The following is a 22368-nucleotide window of genomic DNA, read 5'->3' on the forward strand; positions in this document are numbered from 1 at the left end:
CACATCATCTGCCGCGACGAGGAGGAGGCCCGCATGCGCACGTCCCCGGAAATCGAGGACATCGAGGACTGGCTGATCCGCGAGGCGCTCGGACAGCCGGACATCGGCCAGATGTTCGCCGACACCTGCGAGCGCATGCGCGCGGCCGGTATCGAGATCGACCGGGCGATGCTGACCTGGTCGACGCTGCATCCGCTGATCGAGGCGGAAACGGCTCTCTGGCTTCCGGGCGAGACCGTCGCCCGCGGATTGCACACCCACGACCAGCCCGACACCGACGAGTGGCTCCTGAGTCCGATCCGCGCGCTTCTGACCGCGCGCCAGACCCGCATGCGCCGGCGGCTGAGCGATGGCAACGCCCTGCTGGAATTTCCGATGCTGGAGGCGCTGCGCGATCAGGGGTTCACAGACTACATCGTGATCTCGACGCCCTTCGAGCTGCCGACCTCCAACCCCTTCGACGTGTCGGGCATCACCGTCACCTGGAGCACCCGGACACCTGGCGGTTTTTCAGATGAGGTTATCGAACGGGTCGATTATCTGCAGATGCGGCTGGCCCTTGCCTGCCGGGCCAATGTCCAGTCCCGCATCGCCCGTACCATCGCGGAGACCTATCTCGGCAAGCGCGCCGGCGGGCAGGTGATCTCCGGGCGGATCCGCCATGGCGACGGCGAGGCGCTGGACGCGGTGATCTTCTACAGCGACCTGCGCGGATCGACGGCCCTCGCCGACCGGCTGTCGCCGGACGCCTATCTGGCGCATCTGAACACCTATTTCGACGCAACCGCCGGCGCGGTGATCGCCAATGGCGGCGAGGTACTGGACTTCATCGGCGATGCGGTGCTGGCGGTTTTCCCGATCGACGGACAGGGCATCGGGGCCGCCGCGCGCAGCGCCCTGGAAACCGTCGCGGAGGTCCGTCGCCGCCTCCATGCGGCGCGGCAGGAGACGCGCCACCCCCTGACCTGCGGCATTGCGCTGTCCTCGGGGCGGGTGATGTTCGGCAACATCGGCGTCGCGGAGCGTCTGACATTTTCCGTCATCGGTCCGACCGTAAACGCCGTGGCGCGCATCGAGGCGATGACGAAGCGCCTCGACACCGAGGTTCTCGTCACCGCAGAAATCGCCGATCAGGCACCGGGACAGTTCCGCGCCGCCGGGCGGTATCCGCTCGACGGTTTCTCGACCCCGGTAGAGCTCTACGCCCTTGGCGAAACGGCGCTCAAAGCACCGTGACGCGGGCGCCGACGGCCACACGGTTGTAGAGGTCTTCCACATCTTCGTTGAGCATGCGGATGCAGCCCGACGACACCGCGCGACCGATGGACCAGTCCTCGTTGGTGCCGTGAATGCGGTATTCGGTCGAACCGAGATAGAGCGCGCGCGCGCCCATCGGGTTCTTCGGCCCGCCCGGCATGAAGCGGGGCAGATTACGGCCCTTCTTGCGCTCGCGCACGATCATTTCCTGCGGCGGCGTCCAGCTCGGCCACTTGGCCTTGCGGGTGACCTTTTCCTTGCCCGACCAGCCGAAGCCCTCGCGACCGACGCCGATGCCGTAGCGCACGGCCTTGCCGCCGGGCAGCACGAAATAGAGATAGCGGTCATCGGTGTCGACGATCACCGAGCCCGGCTTTTCCGAGGTGCGGTAGCGCACGGTGGTGCGCTTGTACTTCTCGCGCACGATCTTGCCGGCCGCTTCCGGCGTGATCTTGTAGGTCTGCCAGCTTCGCGTGGTCGGATCGAAATAGCGTTCCGTCACCGCCGACGCCTGGCCGAGCGTCAAGGCGCTCGCCACCATGGCCATCATCATCAAACCGAAAATCCGCATCGTCTTCCTCATCGCCGTCTCAATGCCGTTCATGACAGGCCATTTCCGCGCCACCGACCCGCCGGCACCGCTCACCGCGCAACCGTGCCGCACCACGGTTAAGAATACGCTGAAGTTCCGGTCTGCGGCATCGTTCCCTGTGTCAGATAGGCAACGACATCCGCCCGCTGTGGCAGCGGCGCAACAGCGCCAAACCCGCAGACCGCAAGCGCGGCCGCCGCATTTGCATGACGCGCGGCCGAAAGCCCGTCCGCACCCGCCAGAAGCTCCGCCAGAAACGCCCCGTCGAAGGCATCCCCGGCACCTGTGGCATCCACCGCCGCAACACGGTGCGGCGCGATCCGGGTCATGCCATCCGCATTGGCGTAGAGAACGCCCTCGGCACCCAGCGTCAGCGCCACGTGTTTCGCGCCCGTGCCAAGATAATGCACCGCGATCTCCTCGGGCGTCTCCAGCCCGGTCAGCAGCCGGGCGTCGTCGAGACCGGGCAGCAAGATGTCGGCCATGGCGGCGGTCGCCGCGACAACGGCCCGCGCCCGCGCCAGCGGCCAGAGCTTGAGGCGCAGGTTGGTGTCGTAGGAAACAAGCCCCCCGGCGCCGCGCACGATCTCGATGGCCTCGAGGACGGCATCGCAGGCACTTGGCGAAATCGCCTGGCTGATCGCCGAGACATGCAGGATGCGTGCCCGGGCCAAGGCCGCGCGCGGCAGGTCGCCCGGCGCGATGCGGCTCGCAGCCGACCCCGCACGGCGGTAGGTGAAGACATGCCCCTCCGCCGCGTGGGTGACGAAGTAAAGCCCCGTCGGCGCCTCCGCGCGGCGGGTCACGTTCTCCGCGTCGACGCCCTCGCCGCGCCACAGCTCATGGAGCATGTCGCCGAAGACATCGTCGCCCGTTGCCCCCATGCAGCCGACCGACGCGCCCTGGCGCGCGGCCGCGATGGCGACATTGGACGTGTCCCCGCCAAAACCCTGGAGATAGGGGCCTCCCGCCTGCGTCTGGTTGAATTCGATCATCGCCTCGCCGAAGCACAGAAGATCCGTCACTCCAAACCTCGCAAATTTCAATCGATTTAAAACCGGTCCGGACCTTGTGCGGCCCCCGCCTTTGCCTGTCAAGCGCGAGGCCCGCGCGCCTTTGTCCATGTCTTTCCCGCTCGCCTCCCCGTCCGGCCTGTGGCAACAAGGGGCAGGCATCACGAACGGACACCGAAACATGACGTTACACACGCCGGCAGGCAGCCTCCCCCACCTCGACAGCGGCACGGCGGGCGACGGCGCGCCCGTGGTGCTCCTTCATGGCTTTGGCGGAGACGCCGCCGGCTGGTCGCTGGTGCAGGCGCCGCTTGCCGCCCATCGTCGCACGCTGGCTTTCGACCTCCCGGGGCACGGCCGCGCCCTCGACTGGCCGGAGATCGGCGGGGCGGGGATCGCGGCGCGTGCGGTACGTGCCTCGCTCGATGCGCTGGGGCTCGAGAAAGTCCACCTCGTCGGCCATTCCATGGGCGGGGCAACCGCCGTGCTCGTCGCGCTGAAGGCGCCGGAGCGGATCGCAAGCCTCACGCTGCTTGCACCAGGCGGCTTCGGGTTCGAGATCAACCATCGCCTGCTGCGCCGCTATGCGGCGGCAACGGACGCGGGCGAACTGGAGATGCTGCTGGAGCAGTTCTTCGGCTGGGAGTTCGACCTGCCGCCCTTCGTCGCCCGCCAGGCAGCGGAGGCCCGCGCCCGGCCCGGCGCGCGCGATGCGCTGGTGACCATCGTGGAGCACCTGATCGACGGAAAGACGCAAAAGGTCCTGCCGCGCGACGCGCTGGCCGGCCTGGAGGTCCCCGTCAAGATCATCTGGGGAACGCAGGATCGCGTCCTGCCCACGCGCCAGTCGCACAAGCTGCCGGGCGAGGTCGCGACCCATGTGTTCGAACGGGTCGGCCACATGCCGCATCTGGAAATCCCGGAAGCCGTCTGCCGGCTGATCCGCGAGCAGATGGCTCACGGCTAAGGGGGCGAGCGTCCGCAACAAGAAAGGCCGGAAGCGCTGGCTTCCGGCCTTTCGAAATTCCGCAGTGGCGAAGCCGCGCCGCTCAGCCCTTGCTGGCGTTCTCGCGCTCGATCGATTCGCGAATGATGCGCTTCGCGTCTTCCGGGCCGCCGAAGCCCGCGATCTTCACCCACTTGCCGGGCTCCAGATCCTTGTAGTGCTCGAAAAAGTGCTTGATCTGCTCGATGGTGATCGCCGGCAGGTCCTCGAAGTGCAGCACGTTGTCGTAGCGCTTGGTCAGCTTGGACGAGGGAACCGCGATCAGCTTTTCGTCCATCCCGGCTTCGTCTTCCATGAACAGCACGCCAATCGGGCGGCAGTTCATGATCGCGCCCGGCACGATCGGACGCTGGTTGGCGACGATCACATCGACCGGGTCGCCGTCGCCGCACAGCGTGTGCGGCACGAAGCCGTAGTTTCCGGGGTACCGCATCGGCGTGTACAGGAAGCGGTCGACGTACATCGCGCCCGCATCCTTGTCCATTTCGTATTTGATCGGCTCGCCGCCGACGGAGACCTCAATGATCACATTGATGTCTTCGGGCGGGTTCTTGCCGATCGGCACGGCGTCGATGCGCATGGATCAAGCTCCTCGATTGGTCGTTGGCGCGCTGTATCGCAAGCGCCACGTCCAAAGGCAAGCCGGAAATTGTGCGCTGCACCTTAAGTGCTAGGGCAGATCCTAACCGAAGTCGTGCCCGGCGAAGGCATCGGCATTGAAGTCGTCGCCCAGGCCGCCCGCAACCGACAAAGGGTAGGCTTCCTCCACCAGATAGGGACCGCCGCCGACGCTTGAGCGGGAGGAAAACAGCACGAAGCGCGCGGCCGTGAAGGCCGGCGCCTGGAACCCGCCGTGTTCCGACAGCCAGCGCGCGACGTCCTGGTTGGTTGCGCTCCGGCACCGCGCCAGCGTCACATGCGGGATGTACTTGCGCCGCTCCGCCGGCAGGCGCAGCCGTTGCAGGATACGCTCCTGCTCCCCCTGAAGCTCCATCAGCGCCCGGTTCGGTTCGACCCGCGCCCAGACCGCATGCGGCTTGCCGTTGCCGAAGGAGCCGAGGCCATTGACACGGATCTCGACGGCATCGCGGCGAATGCGCGCCAGCGCATCGGCAATCTCGTCGGCGGTCGGATCGTCGACATCGCCGATGAAGCGCAGGGTGATGTGGTAATTTTCGGGATCGATCCAGCGGGCGCCGCGCAGGCCGCCGCGTAGCAGGGAGAGCATGAGACCCGTCTGGGCGGAAATCTCAAGCCCGGTGAACAGTCGAGGCATGGCATCCCCTCCTCTGTCGCCGATGTCCTATCACGACAGGGAAACGCCCCGCTCCGCAACCAAAAAAGAAAACCCGAAAAAGATCAGTCCCGTGAGGGCGGCGCACCATGAACGAAAAACGGGCGAAGACCGTTTCCGGCCCCCGCCCGCGCCTGTCGAATCGCGCTCGCCCCGCTCTCAGGGGCAGGGCGAGCCGTGCCGCTGGAAGATCGCGGTGATCTTCTTCTCGATCTCCGGCGTGATCGTCACCTCCAGCGCGCCGAGATCGTGTTCCAGCTGCGCCAGCGAGGTCGCGCCCAGGATCACCGAGGTCATGAAGCTGCGCGAGCGTGCGAAGGCGATCGCCAGTTGCGACGGCGCAATGCCCAGCTCCGCGGCAAGATCGAGATAGGCGTTGATCGCCGCTTCCGCGCCCGGCCTCTCGTAGCGACCGAGACGGTTGAACAGCGTCTTGCGCGCACCCGCCGGCAGCGCGCCGTCGCGGTACTTGCCGGTGAGATAGCCCTGCGCCAGCGTCGAATAGGCGAGCAGGCCGACGTCCTCGCGCAAGGCGATTTCGGCAAGGCCGGTCTCAAAGGTCCGGTTCACCAGCGAATAGGCGTTCTGGATCGAGACCACGCGCGGCAGGCCGAGGCGTTCCGCGGTCGCGAGCCAGGTCATCGTGCCCCAGGCGCTTTCGTTGGACAGGCCGATGTGGCGGATCTTGCCGGCCTTGACCTGATCGGCAAGCGCCGACAGCGTCTCCTCGATCGCGACCTCGTCGGCCCTCGGTTCGGGGGCCTGCCAGATCGTCGGGTTGGAGCCGAAGCACGTGACGGCGCGATCCGGCCAATGGAGCTGATAGACGTCGATATAGTCGGTCTGAAGGCGCTTGAGGTTCTTGTCGACCGCCTCCTCGACATGGGCGCGGCTCAGATTGGCCTTCACGCCGCCATCGCGAAACCAGGTGTTGTCGCTGCGTCCGACCATCTTGGTCGCGAGCACGATTCTATCGCGGTTGCCCCGTGCCTTGATCCAGCTGCCGACGATCTCCTCGGTCCGCCCTTGCGTGTCGGCCCGGGGCGGGATCGGATAGAGCTCGGCGGCGTCGAAAAGATTGACGCCATGGTCCAGCGCCATGTCCATCTGGGCATGACCTTCGGCTTCCGTGTTCTGCTCGCCGAAGGTCATGGTTCCCAGCGACAGGCAGGAAACATGAACGTCCGTGCGTCCGAGACGACGCTTTTCCATGCGGTTTCTTTCTTCTTGAAGGGTCGGAGACGACAGGATCTCGGACGGATGGATCGATAAGCGATGGAAACTTGGCGCAAGCCAGGCGCCGCGGTCAACCTGTCGGCTTGCGGAAACCCGGCTGTCACCGGCTGCCGGCGCGGGCCCGCTCGATCAGCGCCTCGACATCGGGCAGGATGCCTTCCACGATCAGCGCCACGCCCTTTTGGGTTGGATGCATCCCGTCCGGCAGAACGGTTTCGCGCGACACCGGCACCCCTTCCAGGAAATAGGGATAAAGCAGCGCCCCGTGCTTCTCCGCCACCTCGGGAAAGATCGCATCGAACGCCGCCGCATAGTCCTCGCCCATGTTGCGCGGGGCGCGCATGCCGGCGACAAGCACCGGCAGGCCGCGTTCGTCGAGCCTTGCAACGATCGCATCGATGTTTTCGCGCACGGAAGCAACCGGCACGCCGCGCAGCGCGTCGTTGGCACCGAGTTCCACGATCACCGCGTCCGCCGCCTCCCCGACCGACCAGTCGAGCCGGGCGAGGCCGCCGGAACTCGTGTCACCCGACACGCCGGCATTGACCACCTCGACGTTGTGCCCGCGCGCCTTCAGCGCCGCTTCCAGCTGCACGGGAAACGCGGCCTCCGGCGCCAGCTGGTAGCCGGCCGTGAGGCTGTCGCCGAGCGCGACGATCTTCACCGGATCGCTCCCGGCACGGGCCACGCCGCAGGCGAAAGCGAGAATGACAAGGGCGCGCAAAACTGTATCAAATCGTATCACCTGGACTGATCCTCTGGACGTCGTCTTCATAGGGTCCCATATCGGACAGATCGATCCGACCGCAATCCGGAGCGCGAGTGCCTCCGGTCCGCCCCGTTTTCCATCGTCCCGCCGTATATAGGGTAGTGCATGACCGACCGACCAGACCCGGCTCCGCTGATTTCGCTCAAGGACGTTCATCTCAGCCTGGGTCACGATGCCGGCCGGGTCCACATCCTGAAAGGCGTGGGACTCGACATAGCCGCCGGCGAGACGGTCGGCATCGTCGGGCCGTCGGGGTCGGGCAAGTCGACGCTCTTGATGGTCATGGCCGGACTGGAGCGCGCCGACAGTGGCAGCGTCGTGGTCGGCGACGCCGATCTCACCCGCCTGTCGGAGGACGACCTTGCCCGCTTTCGCGGCCGCTCCATCGGCATTGTGTTTCAGTCGTTTCACCTGATCCCCAACATGACGGCGCTGGAAAATGTCGCCGTTCCGCTGGAACTCGCCGGGCATGCCAATGCCTTCGAAGCGGCACGCGCCGAGCTTGCCGCCGTCGGGCTTGGCGGGCGTGTCGACCACTATCCGGCGCAGATGTCGGGCGGCGAGCAGCAGCGCGTGGCGATTGCCCGCGCGCTGGTGACGCGCCCGCCGTTGCTCCTGGCGGATGAACCGACCGGCAACCTGGATGAAAAGACCGGCGCGCAGATCGTCGAGCTGATGTTCCAGGCCACCCGCGAGCGCGGCATGACGCTGGTTCTGGTGACCCATGACGCAGCCCTGGCAAAGCGCTGCGACACCGCGATCCGCGTGCGCTCCGGCCATATCGAGACAGTCGACGCTCCCGTCGCCGCCGTGCGGGAGGCCTGATCCATGACGGCTTTCGTCGCCGGGCAGGCCTCCGCCTCCCGACCCGGCCTTGCGCTGGCGTTTCGCTTTGCGCTGCGCGAGATGCGCGGCGGGCTGAAGGGCTTCTACATCTTCATCGCCTGCATCGCGCTCGGCGTTGCCGCCATTTCCGGCGTCACCTCCGTCTCGCGCTCTCTTGTCGAAGGCATCGCCGCGGAAGGCACGACGATCCTCGGCGGCGACCTGTCCTTCCGCCTGATCCACCGGCAGGCCACGCCGGAGGAATACGCCTTTATCGAGAGCCTGGGCGCGGTCTCGCGGATTTCCACGCTGCGCGCCATGGCGCGGGCGCCGGGCGAAGATGGCACGACCGGCGAACAAACGCTGGTCGAGGTCAAGGGCGTCGACGACGCCTACCCGCTCTTCGGCGAAATGAGCCTCGCCGCCGGCGGATCGCTGGACGCAGCGCTTGCACCGCAGGGCGAAACCTTCGGCGCGGCGGTCGAACCGGAGCTGCTGGTACGTCTCGGCCTGTCGGTCGGCGACAGCTTCACCCTCGGCCGCGCCACGCTCACGGTCTCCGACACCATCGAGGTCGAGCCGGACCGCCTCAGCGACGGGCTGAACTTCGGCCCCCGGGTGATCGTCGCCAATGCCGCCATCGAGGCCAGCGGCCTGATCCAGCCGGGAAGCCTCGTGCGTCAGCACTACCGGGTCCGCCTCGACACGCCCGAGCGGCTCGACGCCATCGTCGAGGAGGCCGAGGACGCCTTTCCGGAAGCCGGCTGGCGCATTCGCTCGCGCGCCGATGCAGCCCCCGGCCTCCAGCGCAACATCGGCCGTCTGGCCCAGTTCCTCAGCCTTGTCGGCATGACCGCGCTGCTCGTCGGCGGCGTTGGCGTCGCCAATGCGGTGCGCTCCTTCCTCGATGCCAAGCGCCCGGTGATCGCCACCTTCCGTTGTGTCGGCGCCGACGGCGGCTTCGTGTTTCGCGTCTATCTGATCCAGATCCTGATGCTGACCGGCCTCGGCATCGCCTGCGGCCTCGTTCTCGGCGCCGCGATCCCCTTCGCGACCCAAGGGTTTCTCGCGACCATCCTGCCGGTCCAGGCGATCGCCTCCATCTATCCCGCCGAACTCGGCCTTGGCGTCCTCTACGGCGCGCTGACGGCGCTCGCCTTCGCGCTCTGGCCGCTGGGGCGCGCGCATGACGTGCCGCCGCGCCTGCTCTTCCGCGACGACGTCAGCACGCGCCACCGCTGGCCGCGCAAGCGCTACATCGTCGGCACGGCGCTTGCGGTCACCGTGCTCGCCGCGCTCGCCATCTGGCTGTCGGGCGACACGCGCATCTCGCTGGTCTACGTCGGCGCGACGGCGGCCGTCTTCCTGCTGCTGTCGCTGATCGCACGCGCCATCATGGCGGGTGCGCGCCGTTTGCCGTGTCCGCGCGGCGCGGAACTCAGGCTCGCACTCGGCAACATCCACCGCCCCGGCGCCCTCACTCCGTCCGTGGTGCTGTCGCTCGGCCTCGGCCTGTCGCTTCTGGTGACGCTGGCGCTGATCGACGGCAACCTGCGCCGCGAGCTTGGCGCGACCATCGCCCGCGAGGCGCCGAGCTTCTTCTTTCTCGATGTGCAGAACAGCGAGCGCGACGCCTTCGACGCGCTGCTTTCGAGCGAAGCGCCAACGGCCACGATCGACGGCGCACCGATGCTGCGCGGGCGGATCGCCGCCATCAACGATGTGCCGAGCTCGGAGATCGAGACCCCGCAGGGCGGTGGCTGGGCGCTGCGCGGCGACCGCGGCATCACCTACGCGGCAGAAAAGCCCGACAACACGACGCTGACGGACGGCGAATGGTGGGCGGCCGACCACACGGGCACGAACCTCGTCTCCTTCGAAAGCGAAGTGGCCGGCGAGCTTGGCCTGAAGCTCGGCGACACGGTGACGGTCAATGTGCTTGGCCGCAACATCACGGCGGAAATCGCCAATTTCCGGCGCGTCGACTGGGAATCGCTCTCGATCAACTTCGTCATGGTGTTTTCCCCCAACACCTTCGCCGGCGCACCGCACACCCACCTGCGCACGCTGACCTATCCCGACGGCGGCACGCGCGCGGAAGAACTTGCGCTCCTGAAGACGGTCGCGAATGCGTTCCCGACGGTGACCTCCATCCGGGTGAAGGACGCAATCGCGCAGGTGAACGCGCTGGTGGAACAGCTCGCCTGGGCAATCCGCGCCGCCGCCTCCGTCACGCTGGTTTCCTCCGTGCTGGTCCTGGGTGGGGCGCTGGCGGCCGGGCACCGGCACAGGGTCTACGATTCGGTGATCCTCAAGACGCTGGGGGCAACCCGGATGCGCCTGATCGCAAGCTTCGTGATCGAGTACGCGGCCCTCGGGCTGGTGACCGCGACCTTCGCCGTCATCGCCGGCGCGCTCGCCGCGTCCTTCGTGCTGGTGCAAGTGATGGACAGCGCCTTCACCTTCCTGCCGGCGACAGCGATCGGCGCGGCGATTGCCGCCCTCGTGCTCACCGTCGGCTTCGGGCTGATCGGCACCTGGCGGGTGCTCGGCCGCAAGCCGGCCCCGGTCCTGCGCAACCTCTAGGACAGGCAATCGTACAGGTCATCCACATGTCGATGACCTGTACGATTGCTGCGGGGGTGCCTTTTTGTCCGCCGAACGATATTCTCCGAAAATCCGCGTGAGGGCACCAGCGCCCCGCCACCCAGGACACGTATCCGGAGACACGTTTTCATGACCCTTCTCAACCTCAGGAGCGCCGCGCTGGCGCTTGCGATCGGCTCGGCTGCCCTGACCGGCATGACCAGCCCGAGCGCAGCGGAATCGCCCTTCCACACCGGCGTGTGGCAGGTCAACGAACCGACCGGACCGCGCGGTCTGGTGGTCAGCGACTGGCTGGTGTTCGAAAACGGCCTGCCCGCGATCTGGCTGTACCGCAAGGCCGGCACGAACGATCTCAACCAGTTCGACTTCCTGACCCGCCGCATCGGACAGGCGACCTACGATCCGGTCCAGATCCGCGTCTATCGCACCGGCGAACACGAGATGAAGTTCACCACCTTCACCAAGGGCGCGGAGCCGGTGGAACACCCCTCCAAGCGCCTGTCGATCCCCAACTACAAGAACTCCTGCCTTTCGGTGGAAAACAAGGGCGAGCGCCTGTTCGGCCGCTGGACCGGCACCAAGGCGGCCTCCTTCAAGTCGCTGCGCCTGTCGAAATCCAAGATGACCATCGACGGCACGACCCGCAACGTGGAGGTGACACCCGTGCGCGTCGGTCGTCTCGGCATCGTCGAGAACGGCCAGCCGGTTGCCTTCCTGACGGACGGCGGCGGCGACTATGCCGTCCTTCAGTGGTTCAAGCCCGGCGTCACGGCGGAGACCATGGTCGACCCCAAGAAGGAGATCCTGGACTTCGCCCGCGAGGAAATCGTGCGCTGGCCGGGCGGCACCTGCGACCGGCAGATCGCATCGCGCCTCAAGGCGATGAAGTGACAATCGGGCGAGCGGGTCGCGTTTGCGACCCGTTTACCCTTTGTCGTTCATGACAGATCGGTAATGTGTTTTGGTTCGATTGCACCTTGTTCGCGCGTTCGCCAACGCCCATATTCACTGAGACTTGTACGTAATCCGCCGTGTTTGGTGCGATTTTGGCGGGAAATCTGAGCCCGCGCGGGACAGGACAGTGATGTTTTCAAGGGGCACTCGCCCGCCGACGCGACGTCGCGGACGGTTCACGAGAGGATGGAGAGGATTTCGATGTCGACCTTCGACCGCAATTCCAACTTAGGGTATACGGCGGCCGGCGCGCGCGCAGGGGCCGGCGTCTATGACGAGGGCCTTCGCGCCTACATGCTGGGCGTCTACAACTACATGGCGCTTGGCCTCGGCATCACGGGCATCCTTGCTCTCGCCACCGCCTGGATGGCGACGACGCAGGATCCCTCGCAGGCCGCAGCCCAGTTCGGCAACGGCATCATGCTGACCCAGCTTGGCGCAACGCTTTACGGCAGCCCGCTCAAGTGGGTGGTGATGCTTGCACCGCTTGCCATGGTGTTCTTCCTCAGCTTCAAGGTCCAGTCGATGAGCGCCTCCACGGCGCAGACCACGTTCTGGGCCTTCGCAGCCGTCATGGGCGTGTCGCTGTCGTCGATCTTCCTGGTCTACACGGGCGGCTCGATCGCACGCGTGTTCTTCATCACCGCGGCCTCCTTCGGCGCGTTGAGCCTTTACGGCTACACGACCAAGAAGGACCTGTCGGGCTGGGGATCGTTCCTGTTCATGGGCCTGATCGGCATCGTCCTCGCCTCGATCGTCAACATCTTCCTGGCCTCCTCGGCCCTGCAGTTCGCCATCTCCGTGATCGGCGTCCTCGTGTTCGCCGGCCTCACCGCCTATGACACGCAGCAGATCAAGGAAATGTACGACGGCAACGACGGCGCGGAAGTGGCCACGAAGAAGTCGATCATGGGCGCGCTTCGCCTGTACCTCGACTTCATCAACCTCTTCCTGATGCTGCTGCAGCTCTTCGGCAACCGCGAGTAATCGCACCGCCGCGCGGGCCGCACGCAGGGCCCGCTGCACCGAGACACGAAAGGGGCGCCGGAGACAATCCAGCGCCCCTTTTTTCTTGCGCCCCGCCATTCAACCGGCGCGCGGCGGCACCGGTCCTGGTCCTCGAAACAAGCCTTTCAAGTCAGCCCGCCCCCCGGTTCAGGGTGATTGACGTGCAGCCCCCCGGCCCGCCATACGACCGGCATTTTGGCCGCGCGGCCTCGCCGACAGCGGCATCTACGCGCATCACCCCGGTCCGGCAGGGAACGCGGCATCGGCCTCCAGTTCTTACGCAAGGGCCGTTCGAGAAACCCCGATTCAGGGTGATTGCCCCCCGGACGACCGCTCGCCATACCTTGGCCAATTTTCCCCAAGTGGCGAGGACTTATGTCAAAGTTATTCTTCCAGTCGAACCATTCGCACCGTGGCCCTTTCGGTCGTCGGGCCGGCGGCCTCGCGGGAACCGCCCTTGGCGCGGCCCTGCTTGCCGGCGCCGCTCAGGCGGATCCGGAGTATGATGCCCAGTGGGGTCTCGGAATGGTCGGCGCCAAAGCGGCTCACGATCGTGGCTACACCGGCGCCGGCGTGACGGTCGGCCTCGTGGATTCAGGCATCTTCCAGTACCATCCGGACCTTGCCGGACGCCTGAGCCCGATCTCGAGGAACGGTTCGGACGGAGCAGCCAACGACGGCATCGATGCTCAGGGGCAGGGCACCCATCTGGCCGGCATCATCGCCGCGAATCGCAACGGCACGGGCATGGTCGGCGTGGCCTATGGCGCCCAGGTGTCCGCGCTTCAGCTGACGACGCGCGGCAGTGCCAGCATCGATATGAGCCGGATCGACTTCATCGCGGCCGGTCTCTTCGATCACGGGCACCTCAATGGCATCGAATTCTACAACAACGCCTGGGGCTCGGCGCAGATAATGCCCTCTTCCGGTGCCGCGATGGATACCGTGCGCGACTTTTTCGAAACCGACCGGAAGCACACGCTCGATGCCATCAGGCGCGGTGTTGACGCCGGGAGCATCTACGTTTGGTCGGCAGGCGACAGCGGCGATACCAGTGTGAAGCTCGAAGCCGGCCTCCCCCATCTTTATCCCGAGTTGAAGGGACACTGGATGGCGGTTGCCGCCGTCGGCCAGACCGGCGAGATCGCCTCCTACTCCAACCGCTGCGGTCTCGCCGCCACCTGGTGCATCTCCGCACCCGGCGGCGATGACGATGCCTCTTCGGGTGGCATCAATTCGACCTCCAACTCCACCGGATATCAACGCCTGTCCGGGACCGCCCAGGCCTCGGCACACGTCAGCGGTGCGCTCGCGATCGCCCGCGAGATGTTTCCAAACGCCAAGGCAAGCGAACTCGCCCAGCTCGTCTTCGCCACCGCCACCGATGTCGGCGACGCCGGGATCGACGACGTCTACGGCTGGGGCATTCTCAACCTCGACGCCCTGACCTCGACCCGGGACGCGAAAACCGGCGCCATCTTCTCGCAAGGCGCCTACGCCCAGGGCCGCACCATGGGCCAGATCGCCGATATCGCCGGCGTCCTCGGCTCCGGGGGCACCGACAACGACGACGGCACCGTCACCTTCTCCACCTATGGCGACGCGCCGAAGACCGACTTCAACGCCCGCTGGTGGACCGCTCCCATCGCCGGACTGACGCAAACCTCGGCGAGCGCCACCACCGCCTCGGCGCTCACCCGCACCGGCGGTGCCCTCATCGGCATGGACTTCCGGCCCTCGCAGGACGTGCGCTTCGGCTTCGGCCTCGGCTTCAGCGAGACCCGCACCTCGAGCGCCGGCAACAGGACCAGCGCCACCGGCCTCCACGCCCTCGCCTACGGTGGTCTCGACATGGATCGCTGGTTCGTCGACGGCGCCGCAGGTCTCAGCCACTTCGACAGCTCCACGACCCGCTCGGGGATCGTGGGTGCTGGCGGCGGCGCCGGAGCGCTGGCCGGCACGTCGAAGGGAACGGACATCGGCGTGTGGAGCAACGCCCGTGTCGGCATGACCTTCCAGACCGCCATGGCCGCGCTGCAGCCCTACGCCCAGGCGCGCATCGTGCATCAGTGGCTCGGCGCAACGGGCGAAACCGGCGCAGGCGCCTTTGCACTCTCCGCGCCCTCCGCGACCTCCTCGCAGACCGACCTGGGCGTCGGCATCAAACTGTCGGGCACGGATTTCGACACCTCCGCCGGCGCCTTCCGGCCGGTGCTCGACCTCGGCTATGCCCGCGCGGTCGGGTCGCTCGGCGACAGCCGCGCGACGACCATGCTGGGCGCACCGGTGGCGGCGAGTTCGGTCGGCATCGGTCGCGATATCGCCCGCCTCTCCGCCGGCCTCGCCTATGCCTCGGCCTCGGGCCGGGTCACCGGCACGCTCGGCTATTCGGGCGAATACCGCGCCCGCGCGGCGTCGCACGCGCTCAACGCCAGCGTCAGCGTCAAGTTCTGACGCTCGGGCGTAACCGGAAAACCAAGACGGCCGCGCAGCCCCTGCGCGGCCGGATTTCCGGCAACGTCCAGACACGCACGCATCGTCATCCCGGGCGCGGCGCAAGCCGCGACCCGGGACCGGGGAGCCCCGACATCGGTTATGGAAACCAAGCAAAGCAGACAGGCACTGCCTCTCCGATCCCGGCTCTCATTGCATTCGGCCGGGATAACGCATTTCCGAGGCGTTCTCGTCCACCTCGGCCGCTCGATCACACCACGCTCAGATGACGCTTTTTCTCAAACACCCTGAGCACCTGTGCGAGGTCCGCGCCGCGCTTGAGGATCGTTCCCCCGGCGCCGACAACCGCGTAGGCGCCTTGCCGTCGGGCGTTTCTCGGCACCTTTTCGATACGGTACAGCGGCATTTCCGACGCACGACGGAAGACCGAGAACACGGCCCGGTCCTTCAGGTGGTCGATGGCGTAGTCGCGCCATTCCCCGGAGGCAACCCGGTGTCCGTAAACCCGCAGGATGAGATCGAGTTCACGGCGATGAAAGGTGACGATTGGAGGGGAAGGAGCCTGTCCGCCGCCGCCGGAAGCGCCGCCCGGCTCGCCCTGTCCCGCCCGGAACCGGGATGCGTCCTCATCGAACTCACTCATTGCGCCTCCCCGCCCGAATGCCCGGCGGACGTTGTGTCCGACACGTCGTCCTTGCGATGTGAGACCGGGCGCGCAAGCGCCCCGAGGTCAGTCGAAGTGTCACCGCCCCGTCATGATGGGCCGTCGGCTTCCGCTTTGGCAAGCAACGTTTTTCGCGCGGCTCGCAACAGGCGCGAGGATTTCACGATTTCGCCCCAATACAGCCCCGACGGCGCCATCTTGACCTGCAAGGTTACACTCGTTGCAAACGGATCATCGAAACGCGAAACCTCGGTACGCAACAGCCCCCCAGCCCCCCGGGGTTTTGCTGTTCATGGTCCCGGTCCCGCAAGGGACGCGTATGCAACCGGAAGGGCCGGCTTAACGCCGGCCCTTTTCCCGTTTCAGGGCCTTTTTCCGCCCCCGCCCTTCCCCGTGCGATCCCCGCGAGACCATTCGCGCCCCCTCTGTCTTTTGCGATTCCAGAATCAAGGGTATCATTGGCGCATGAGCCTCGGCCTGATTGCCCTGCGCCCCGCGCACCAAGACGATGCCGTCTCCCTAGCCGCCGTGCATGAGGAGGCCTGGCGCGCGACCTATCGCGGCATCATCGACGGGCGCGAGCTGGAGCGGATGATCTCCAAACGCGGGCCGAAGTGGTGGCGCACGGCGCTGTCGCGCGGTGTGCAGATCCAGATCCTGCACGTGGCCGGCACGCCGGCGGGATATGCCACCTTCGGTCGCTCGCGCATGCGCGAATTGCCGTTCGAGGGCGAGATCTACGAGCTCTACATCCGCCCCGACCATCAGGGGCTCGGCTTCGGCACGGAACTGTTTCATGCCGCGCGCGGCGCACTCGCGCGCTCGCGCATGTCGGGTCTCGCCATCCGGGTCCTGCGCGACAATGAGGACGCGCTGCGCTTCTATCGCCATCGCGGCGGACAGGTTCTGCTGACAACCCGCGAACGCGTCGCCAACAGCGCGCTCGACCTGACGGTGTTTGGCTGGTTCGACGACGACGACACGGACGGGGCCGCGCGCTAGGCCGCCCGCCCGTAACCGGCGGCCCGGGCAAGAAAGCCGCGCCGGTCCTGTTCGCTGGAGCCCTGCACCGGCGCAAAGGTGCGGAACCGGATCTTGCGAAACCCGCAAAACCCCAGGATCTGTTTCTTCATCGCCTTGTTGCCGGGCGCCCCGACGATCAGGTGAAGATACCAGCGCGGCGTGTCGGCGGTGACAAGCACCTCCGCCGTCCGGCCGGTCAGATGCGGAACCGGCAAAAGATTGCCCTTTTCGTAGGAATAGGCGAAGCGCGGCAGGAGAACGCGGTCGAACAGACCCTTGAGCTTCGCCGGCACCCCGCCCCACCACAACGGATGGGCGATCACGAGGTGCTCGCACCACGCGAGAGCCTCCTGAACCTCGACCAGACAGGGTTCCAGCGGCTTTTTGCTGCCGTACCCGCTTTCCATGTCGATGTCGAAAGCCATCCCGGAGAGCCGCAAGACCCGCAGCTCGTTGCCCGCAGCCGCGGCCGCATCCGAATAAGCGCGGGCCAGCGCCCCGCACAGACTGTCGCCACCTGGATGGCCATCCAGCACGAGAATACGCCTTGCCATGCCGTTCTCCTGATCCGGTCGTTTTCTGACCACGGTCAATCGTGATATTCTTTATTTTATGACCGCGGTCAACTTAAATTTTGACCGCGGTCAATTTAAACGAAGGGACACGAAAATGGTCGGCAAACCGCAGCAGCGCACCCGGCGAACGCAGCAACGCATCCTTGCCGCGGCCCGCGATCTCTTCGCGGAAACAGGCTACGAGGCGACCAGCGTGGATGCGATTGCCGCGCGCGCCGGGGTGGCAAAGGCGACCGTCTTTGCGCATTTCTCCGACAAGGCCAGCCTCCTGATCGCCGGCAAGATCCAGCGGCTCGCCGCGCTGAGCGGGACCATGCGCCAGACCATTGCGGACGGCTCCACGGACCATCCCGCCCGCTACCTCGCGGACGTGTTCCGGCCATGGCTGGTGCTTTATCGCGGCGACCCCGAGTTCGCGCGCCTGTTCCTGTCCCAGTCGACGCTCAACGACGGTCCCTGGACCCGCCAGTTCCTCGATATCTGCGCAACGATCGAGGACAACGCCGCACGTGCGGTCGACCGGCTGCGGGCCGAGGGCCGCCTGCGCGCGGACCTTGAGCCGGAAACCGTGACGCAAGGCATTCTGGCGTTTTACTACCACATGATCGTCGGCCACAGCGTCGGAGCCCTGCCGGACGGCCGCGCCCAGGAAACCTTGTTCGACGGCTTGATCGCCACCTGGATGAACGGCTGCCGGTCCACGACCGCCCCTGCCTGATCGGGCGTCGACGGGCGGGAGACGCTGCGTTTTGCGGACTTGACGCGGTCTTTCATTTCTGAAAAGTTTCAGTTGCAACTAATTTTCGTCGCAGACGGGGAGGAAATCCATGCGACTTCTGAAAACGACCGCGCGCCTCGGGCTCGCGGCCCTCGCTCTCTCCTTCGCCACCGGCCTGACGCCGGCCGCCGCCGAGACCACGCTGGTGCTGTCGTCCTGGCTGCCGCCGAAGCACCCGATCGTCGCCAAGGTCATGAAGCCCTGGGGCCGCGACGTGGAAAAGGCCACGGAAGGCCGCGTGCGCGTGCGCGTGCTGGCCAAGCCGCTCGGCGCCCCGCCGGCGCATTTCGACCTCGCCAGGGACGGCGTCGCCGACATCACCTACGGCCTGCATTCCTTCACCAAGGACGACCGCTTCCTGCGCTCGCGCATCGGCCAGTTCTCCTTCCTCGGCAACAATGCGGTGGCCGTCTCCAAGGCCTATTGGGACGTCTATACGGGCGAGCTGGATGCCGCCGGCGAGCATGAGGGCGTCAAGCTTCTCTCGCTCTTCGCCCATGGGCCCGGGCTGGTGCACAACAACCAGCGCAAGATCGAAAGCGCGGAGGATTTCTCGGGACTGAAGCTGCGCACGCCGGGCGGTTACATCGCCGACCTGGCGCAGGATCTCGGCGTCACCACCCAGTTCATGGGGCCGGGCGAGGTTTACGAGAAACTGTCGCGCGGCGTGATCGACGGCGTGACCTTCCCGATGGAGGCGCTCAAGGCCTTCCGCCTGTCCGATCACATCAAGTACTCCATGTCGGTTCCGGGCGGCATCTACAACACCTCCTGGTTCCTGGTCATGAACCAGGCCAAATGGGACCAGCTCTCCGACGCCGACAAGGCGGCCATCGAGGCGCTTTCGGGCGCAGCCTTCGCCGAACGGGCCGGCGCCGTTTGGGATCAGGCCGATGCCGGCGGCGCGGAACTTGTCGCCGAGAGCGACATCGATCTGCATCAGGCCAATGACACCGTGCTCGCAGCCATCAAGGAGCGCGCCGCCAAATACGAGGCGGACTGGGCCGAGGCGGTCGAGGCGCAAGGCTTTGACGGAGCCAAGGCGCTTGCCGAGCTGCGCGCGCAGACCGGCGTCAGCTACTAGGTCGCCGGAACATGTCATCCCCCACCGAAACGGTCCGGCGTCCGCGCCGGACCGCGCCCCGCGTCCTGCAGACCGTCCTCACGGCGGCGGCCGGCACGCTTCTTGTCGCGCTGACGCTCGTCACCTGCATCGATGTCGTCGCGCGCTACTGGTTCAACGCGCCGCTGTCGGGTGCCTATGAGCTGACCGAGATCTTTCTCGCCTCGCTCATCTTCCTGGCCCTGCCGCTGACCACCGCGCGCAATGAACATGTCGAGGTCGACCTGCTCGACGCCGCCGCAGGCAGCAGGATCGCGCGCATCGTGCGCCCGGTCACCGGCCTTTTGAGCGCGGGCGTTCTCGCCATCTTCGCCTGGCGGCTGTGGGAGCATGCCGCGCGTCTGGCCGAGGACGGTGCGGTCACCGATTCGCTGTCCATCCCGCTTGCGCCGGTCGGTTTCCTCGCGGCCGGAGCCTGCGCGATCAGCGCCCTTGCCGCCGCCCTCAACGCACTCAGGCCCTAGGCCCTTCGGCCGCACCTTGTTGCGGTCTGCCCTCACCGCCCTCATTCGCCGACTGACCGGGACATCCCATGACGGAATCGCTGATCGGCTTTGCCGCGCTCCTCATTCTCATCTTCCTGAAGATGCCGGTGGCTTTCGCCATGGCGCTCGTCGGCATGGCGGGCTTTGCCTGGATGCGCAGCATCGACGCGACGCTTGCCATGACCGGAACGCTCGTCTTCGACGCCGGCCTCGCCTATTCGCTGTCGGTCGTGCCGCTGTTCATCTTCATGGGCAACGTGCTGGCCCGCTCCGGCGTCAGCCACGGTCTCTATGCGGTCGCCAATCACGCAACGGCGCGCATGCGCGGCGGGCTTGCCATGGCCTCGGTGATCGCCTGCGGCGGCTTTTCCGCCGTCTGCGGCTCGTCGCTCGCCACCGCCGCCACCATGTCCAAGGTGGCGATGCCCTCGATGCGCAAATACGGCTATGCCGACAGTCTGGCCGCCGGCTCCATCGCCGCCGGTGGAACGCTCGGCATTCTCATTCCGCCGAGCGTCATCCTGATCATCTATGGCCTGTTGACGGAATCCGACATCGGCAAGCTCTTCATCGCCGGCGTCGTGCCGGGCGTGCTCGGCCTGCTGCTTTACCTCGTCGCCGTCCAGGTCGCGGTGTGGCGCAAGCCGGAGCTGGCCCCGCCGGCAACCGGTCTCGAGCCGCTGACCACCCGCGACGCGCTCGGCGTGATCGCGCTGCTGCTGCTTTTCGCCATCATCATGGTCGGGATCTACGGCGGGTTCTTCACGCCGACGGAGGCCGCCGGCATCGGCGCCGGCGCCTCGGTGCCGATCTCTGCCGCCTTCGGGCGACTCGGCTTTCGCGCCCTTGGCGAGGCCATCGGCGAAAGCGCAAGGGCAACCGCGATGATCTTCGCACTGATCATCGGCGCCGACATTTTCACCAATTTCGTGAATTTCGCGGGCCTGCCGGATGCGCTGTCGGTCTTCGTCTACGACCTCGACGTCAATCCCTGGCTGGTGATCGCGGCGATCATCGTCGTCTACCTGCTGCTCGGCTGCGTGCTGGAAAGCCTGTCGATGATCCTGCTCACCGTTCCGGTGTTCTATCCCTTGGTGATGGAGCTCGATTTCGGCGCGGGCCTGCTGGCCGATCCGGAGCTGGTGCTGATCTGGTTCGCCATCGTCGTGGTGGTGGTCACGGAAATCAGCCTGATCACCCCGCCGGTCGGACTGAATGTCTTCGTGCTGCGCAGCGTGCTGGAAGACGTCAGCCTGGCGACGATCTTCAAGGGCGTCACGCCCTTCTGGATGGCCGACATCGTGCGGCTGGCACTCTTGATCGCCTTCCCGCCGCTTTCGCTCTGGCTCGTCATGGCGATGAGCTGAACGAAGGCGGGGCGCCAGGCCTCTTTTATCGCGATCCCAGCAGGAGCTTTCCGGCAAAGCCAAGCAGCAAGACGCCGGAGAACTGGCGAAATCTGTTGTATCTCGTCTGCGACATGAAACGGCTTCGAAGCATATGCGCCAGGGCTGAGTAGATGCTGAGAGAGGCGACCGAGAGGGCGCAATACGTCAGGATCAGGATGCTGGCCTGCGGCACCAGATCAAGCTGCGGGTCCAAGGCCTGGGGAAAGAGAGCCATATAGAAGAGCAGCGCCTTGGGGTTGGTTGCAGCCAGCAGGAACGCCTCAAGGAAAAGGGTCTTGGCGCCTACCGACCCGTGGAGCGCCTCGTCCAGCCCGAGAGCATCGGCCTTTGTCAGAAGTCTGAACCCGAGCCATGCGAGATAAGCCACCCCCACCCATCGAAAGAGCGTCCACAGCATATCGGAGGCGAGCACGAAAGAGGCGATGCCAGCTGCGCAAACGGCACCGCCGACGGCAAGACCCAACGCATTTCCAAAGATCGTTGGAATGACACGTTTGCCTCCCAACTGCACAGCGCGCCGCACTGTGTTCAGGTTCGCCGGTCCGGGTGTCACAATGTTAACGACGGAAACCGCAGCGAATGATGCCCAGAGCATCCAGTTCATGATCTTTTCCCTTGTTGAGACATCGTCAACGCAGAGGCTATCCGGGAAACGGCGCATTGTGCCTTTCAGTTCGGAGGGGTTGGGCGCATAATTCTTTGCATTGGAAGGCAGATAATCGAATTGGATTCATTATGGAAACCGCACTGGACGACCTCGATCGCACGATCCTGACAGCTCTGGCGGGTGACGCGCGCATCAGCTGGAAGGATCTGGCCATTGAGGCAGGCGTATCGTCGCCAACCATTCGCGATCGTGTCAGGCGGTTGCAGGATACCGGCGTTGTTCAGGGGTTTGCCGTGAAGGTGTCGCCTGCTGCGCTCGGCTATGCCCTCGAAGCTGTTGTCAGATTCAAACCGTTGCCTGGAAAGCAGCATATCCTGGAGCAACAGATTCAGAATACGGACAGGGTCGTTCAATGCGACAAGGTTACCGGAGAAGACGGGTTTGTCGCCCGCGTTTTGCTTCGGGATATTGGCGAACTTGACCCGCTGCTGGAGACCTTTGGCAGGATGGCGACAACCAACACGTCAATCGTGAAATCCAGTCCGGTCAGGATGCGGCCGCCCACCTTTTGAAAGGAAATTGCCGGCTCCCATGCGGGTGCCGCGAAAATCTGATCCGTTCCGTCTCTTTTCAGTTCCTGCGGGACTGGCCAGCTCCTGCGGGACCGGAGAGCCACGCCGGGCTGCCAT

The 22368-nt window shown here is 66.0% G+C and carries 22 protein-coding genes; 13 read left to right on the forward strand and 9 right to left on the reverse strand.

Annotated features, from left to right (window positions below; all coding sequences use genetic code 11):
* Positions 1 to 33 precede the first annotated feature (33 nt).
* Entirely contained in the window at positions 34 to 1236 is a 1203-nt protein-coding gene (locus G572_RS0111490; protein WP_029058606.1) for an adenylate/guanylate cyclase domain-containing protein, read from the forward strand.
* Here G572_RS0111490 and G572_RS0111495 read toward each other — a convergent pair.
* Both G572_RS0111495 and G572_RS0111500 read right to left on the reverse strand, forming a co-directional pair.
* Positions 1223 to 1861 (reverse strand): L,D-transpeptidase, encoded by a 639-nt coding sequence (locus G572_RS0111495; RefSeq protein WP_208979097.1) that lies wholly within the window; start codon positions 1859 to 1861, stop codon positions 1223 to 1225. The two genes, G572_RS0111490 and G572_RS0111495, sit on opposite strands and share 14 nt — an antisense overlap.
* Positions 1862 to 1926: 65 nt before the next feature.
* Positions 1927 to 2874 (reverse strand): sugar kinase, encoded by a 948-nt coding sequence (locus G572_RS0111500; protein ID WP_029058608.1) that lies wholly within the window; start codon positions 2872 to 2874, stop codon positions 1927 to 1929.
* Positions 2875 to 3043: 169 nt separating this feature from the next.
* On the opposite strand from G572_RS0111500, the gene G572_RS0111505 reads away from it, so the two are divergent.
* Positions 3044 to 3829, forward strand: coding sequence for an alpha/beta fold hydrolase (locus G572_RS0111505; protein WP_029058609.1), 786 nt, complete (start codon positions 3044 to 3046; stop codon positions 3827 to 3829).
* An 82-nt stretch (positions 3830 to 3911) separates the two neighbouring features.
* Here the strand turns inward: G572_RS0111505 and ppa are convergent, their stop codons facing one another.
* The 4 genes from ppa to G572_RS0111525 form a co-directional block, all read right to left on the reverse strand.
* A complete protein-coding gene (ppa, locus tag G572_RS0111510; protein WP_029058610.1) occupies positions 3912 to 4448 on the reverse strand; it encodes an inorganic diphosphatase in 537 nt (178 codons plus the stop codon).
* A gap of 102 nt (positions 4449 to 4550) precedes the next feature.
* A complete protein-coding gene (thpR, locus tag G572_RS23545) occupies positions 4551 to 5144 on the reverse strand; it encodes an RNA 2',3'-cyclic phosphodiesterase (RefSeq protein WP_051242244.1) in 594 nt (197 codons plus the stop codon).
* Positions 5145 to 5321: 177 nt separating this feature from the next.
* The gene (locus G572_RS0111520) at positions 5322 to 6374 is read right to left on the reverse strand and encodes an aldo/keto reductase (RefSeq protein WP_029058611.1); all 1053 of its coding nucleotides are present in this window, start codon (positions 6372 to 6374) and stop codon (positions 5322 to 5324) included.
* A gap of 124 nt (positions 6375 to 6498) precedes the next feature.
* Positions 6499 to 7143 (reverse strand): arylesterase, encoded by a 645-nt coding sequence (locus G572_RS0111525; protein WP_029058612.1) that lies wholly within the window; start codon positions 7141 to 7143, stop codon positions 6499 to 6501.
* Positions 7144 to 7272: 129 nt separating this feature from the next.
* Here G572_RS0111525 and G572_RS0111530 point away from each other — a divergent pair, with 129 nt between their 5' ends.
* The 5 genes from G572_RS0111530 (at position 7273) to G572_RS0111550 (ending at position 15015) form a co-directional block, all read left to right on the forward strand.
* Complete coding sequence (locus G572_RS0111530) at positions 7273 to 7992, forward strand: ABC transporter ATP-binding protein (protein ID WP_029058613.1); 720 nt, start codon at positions 7273 to 7275, stop codon at positions 7990 to 7992.
* Positions 7993 to 7995: 3 nt separating this feature from the next.
* On the forward strand, positions 7996 to 10578 hold the full coding sequence (locus G572_RS0111535; RefSeq protein ID WP_029058614.1) for an ABC transporter permease: 2583 nt from the start codon (positions 7996 to 7998) through the stop codon (positions 10576 to 10578).
* Between the two features lie 150 nt (positions 10579 to 10728).
* Positions 10729 to 11490 (forward strand): hypothetical protein, encoded by a 762-nt coding sequence (locus tag G572_RS0111540; protein WP_037546682.1) that lies wholly within the window; start codon positions 10729 to 10731, stop codon positions 11488 to 11490.
* Between the two features lie 264 nt (positions 11491 to 11754).
* A complete protein-coding gene (locus tag G572_RS0111545; protein ID WP_029058616.1) occupies positions 11755 to 12540 on the forward strand; it encodes a Bax inhibitor-1/YccA family protein in 786 nt (261 codons plus the stop codon).
* 396 nt (positions 12541 to 12936) lie between these two features.
* Positions 12937 to 15015, forward strand: coding sequence for a S8 family peptidase (locus tag G572_RS0111550; RefSeq protein WP_029058617.1), 2079 nt, complete (start codon positions 12937 to 12939; stop codon positions 15013 to 15015).
* A gap of 250 nt (positions 15016 to 15265) precedes the next feature.
* Here G572_RS0111550 and G572_RS0111555 read toward each other — a convergent pair whose 3' ends face one another.
* A complete protein-coding gene (locus tag G572_RS0111555) occupies positions 15266 to 15658 on the reverse strand; it encodes a DUF2794 domain-containing protein (protein WP_029058618.1) in 393 nt (130 codons plus the stop codon).
* Between the two features lie 486 nt (positions 15659 to 16144).
* Here G572_RS0111555 and G572_RS23550 point away from each other — a divergent pair, with 486 nt between their 5' ends.
* Positions 16145 to 16681: a GNAT family N-acetyltransferase gene (locus tag G572_RS23550; RefSeq protein WP_037546684.1), complete on the forward strand. Its 537-nt coding sequence runs from the start codon at positions 16145 to 16147 to the stop codon at positions 16679 to 16681.
* On the opposite strand, the gene G572_RS0111565 is transcribed toward G572_RS23550, so the two are convergent.
* A complete protein-coding gene (locus G572_RS0111565) occupies positions 16678 to 17256 on the reverse strand; it encodes an NAD(P)H-dependent oxidoreductase (RefSeq protein WP_029058619.1) in 579 nt (192 codons plus the stop codon). The genes G572_RS23550 and G572_RS0111565 overlap by 4 nt on opposite strands.
* A 115-nt stretch (positions 17257 to 17371) precedes the next feature.
* Between G572_RS0111565 and G572_RS25485 the strand changes: the two genes are divergently transcribed.
* The 4 genes from G572_RS25485 to G572_RS0111585 all read left to right on the forward strand — a co-directional run bounded on the left by G572_RS25485 (position 17372) and on the right by G572_RS0111585 (position 21030).
* Positions 17372 to 17995, forward strand: coding sequence for a TetR/AcrR family transcriptional regulator (locus tag G572_RS25485; protein WP_029058620.1), 624 nt, complete (start codon positions 17372 to 17374; stop codon positions 17993 to 17995).
* Positions 17996 to 18104: 109 nt separating this feature from the next.
* The gene (locus tag G572_RS0111575) at positions 18105 to 19139 is read left to right on the forward strand and encodes a TRAP transporter substrate-binding protein (RefSeq protein WP_029058621.1); all 1035 of its coding nucleotides are present in this window, start codon (positions 18105 to 18107) and stop codon (positions 19137 to 19139) included.
* 11 nt (positions 19140 to 19150) lie between these two features.
* Entirely contained in the window at positions 19151 to 19642 is a 492-nt protein-coding gene (locus tag G572_RS0111580; protein ID WP_029058622.1) for a TRAP transporter small permease, read from the forward strand.
* Positions 19643 to 19710: 68 nt separating this feature from the next.
* The gene (locus G572_RS0111585; RefSeq protein ID WP_029058623.1) at positions 19711 to 21030 is read left to right on the forward strand and encodes a TRAP transporter large permease; all 1320 of its coding nucleotides are present in this window, start codon (positions 19711 to 19713) and stop codon (positions 21028 to 21030) included.
* Positions 21031 to 21055: 25 nt separating this feature from the next.
* Here the strand turns inward: G572_RS0111585 and G572_RS0111590 are convergent, their stop codons facing one another.
* A complete protein-coding gene (locus G572_RS0111590; protein WP_029058624.1) occupies positions 21056 to 21676 on the reverse strand; it encodes a LysE family translocator in 621 nt (206 codons plus the stop codon).
* A 131-nt stretch (positions 21677 to 21807) separates the two neighbouring features.
* Between G572_RS0111590 and G572_RS0111595 the strand changes: the two genes are divergently transcribed.
* The gene (locus G572_RS0111595) at positions 21808 to 22251 is read left to right on the forward strand and encodes an Lrp/AsnC family transcriptional regulator (RefSeq protein WP_037546686.1); all 444 of its coding nucleotides are present in this window, start codon (positions 21808 to 21810) and stop codon (positions 22249 to 22251) included.
* Positions 22252 to 22368: the final 117 nt, after the last annotated feature.

The sequence above is a fragment of the Stappia stellulata DSM 5886 genome, from assembly GCF_000423705.1.
GTDB lineage: Bacteria > Pseudomonadota > Alphaproteobacteria > Rhizobiales > Stappiaceae > Stappia > Stappia stellulata.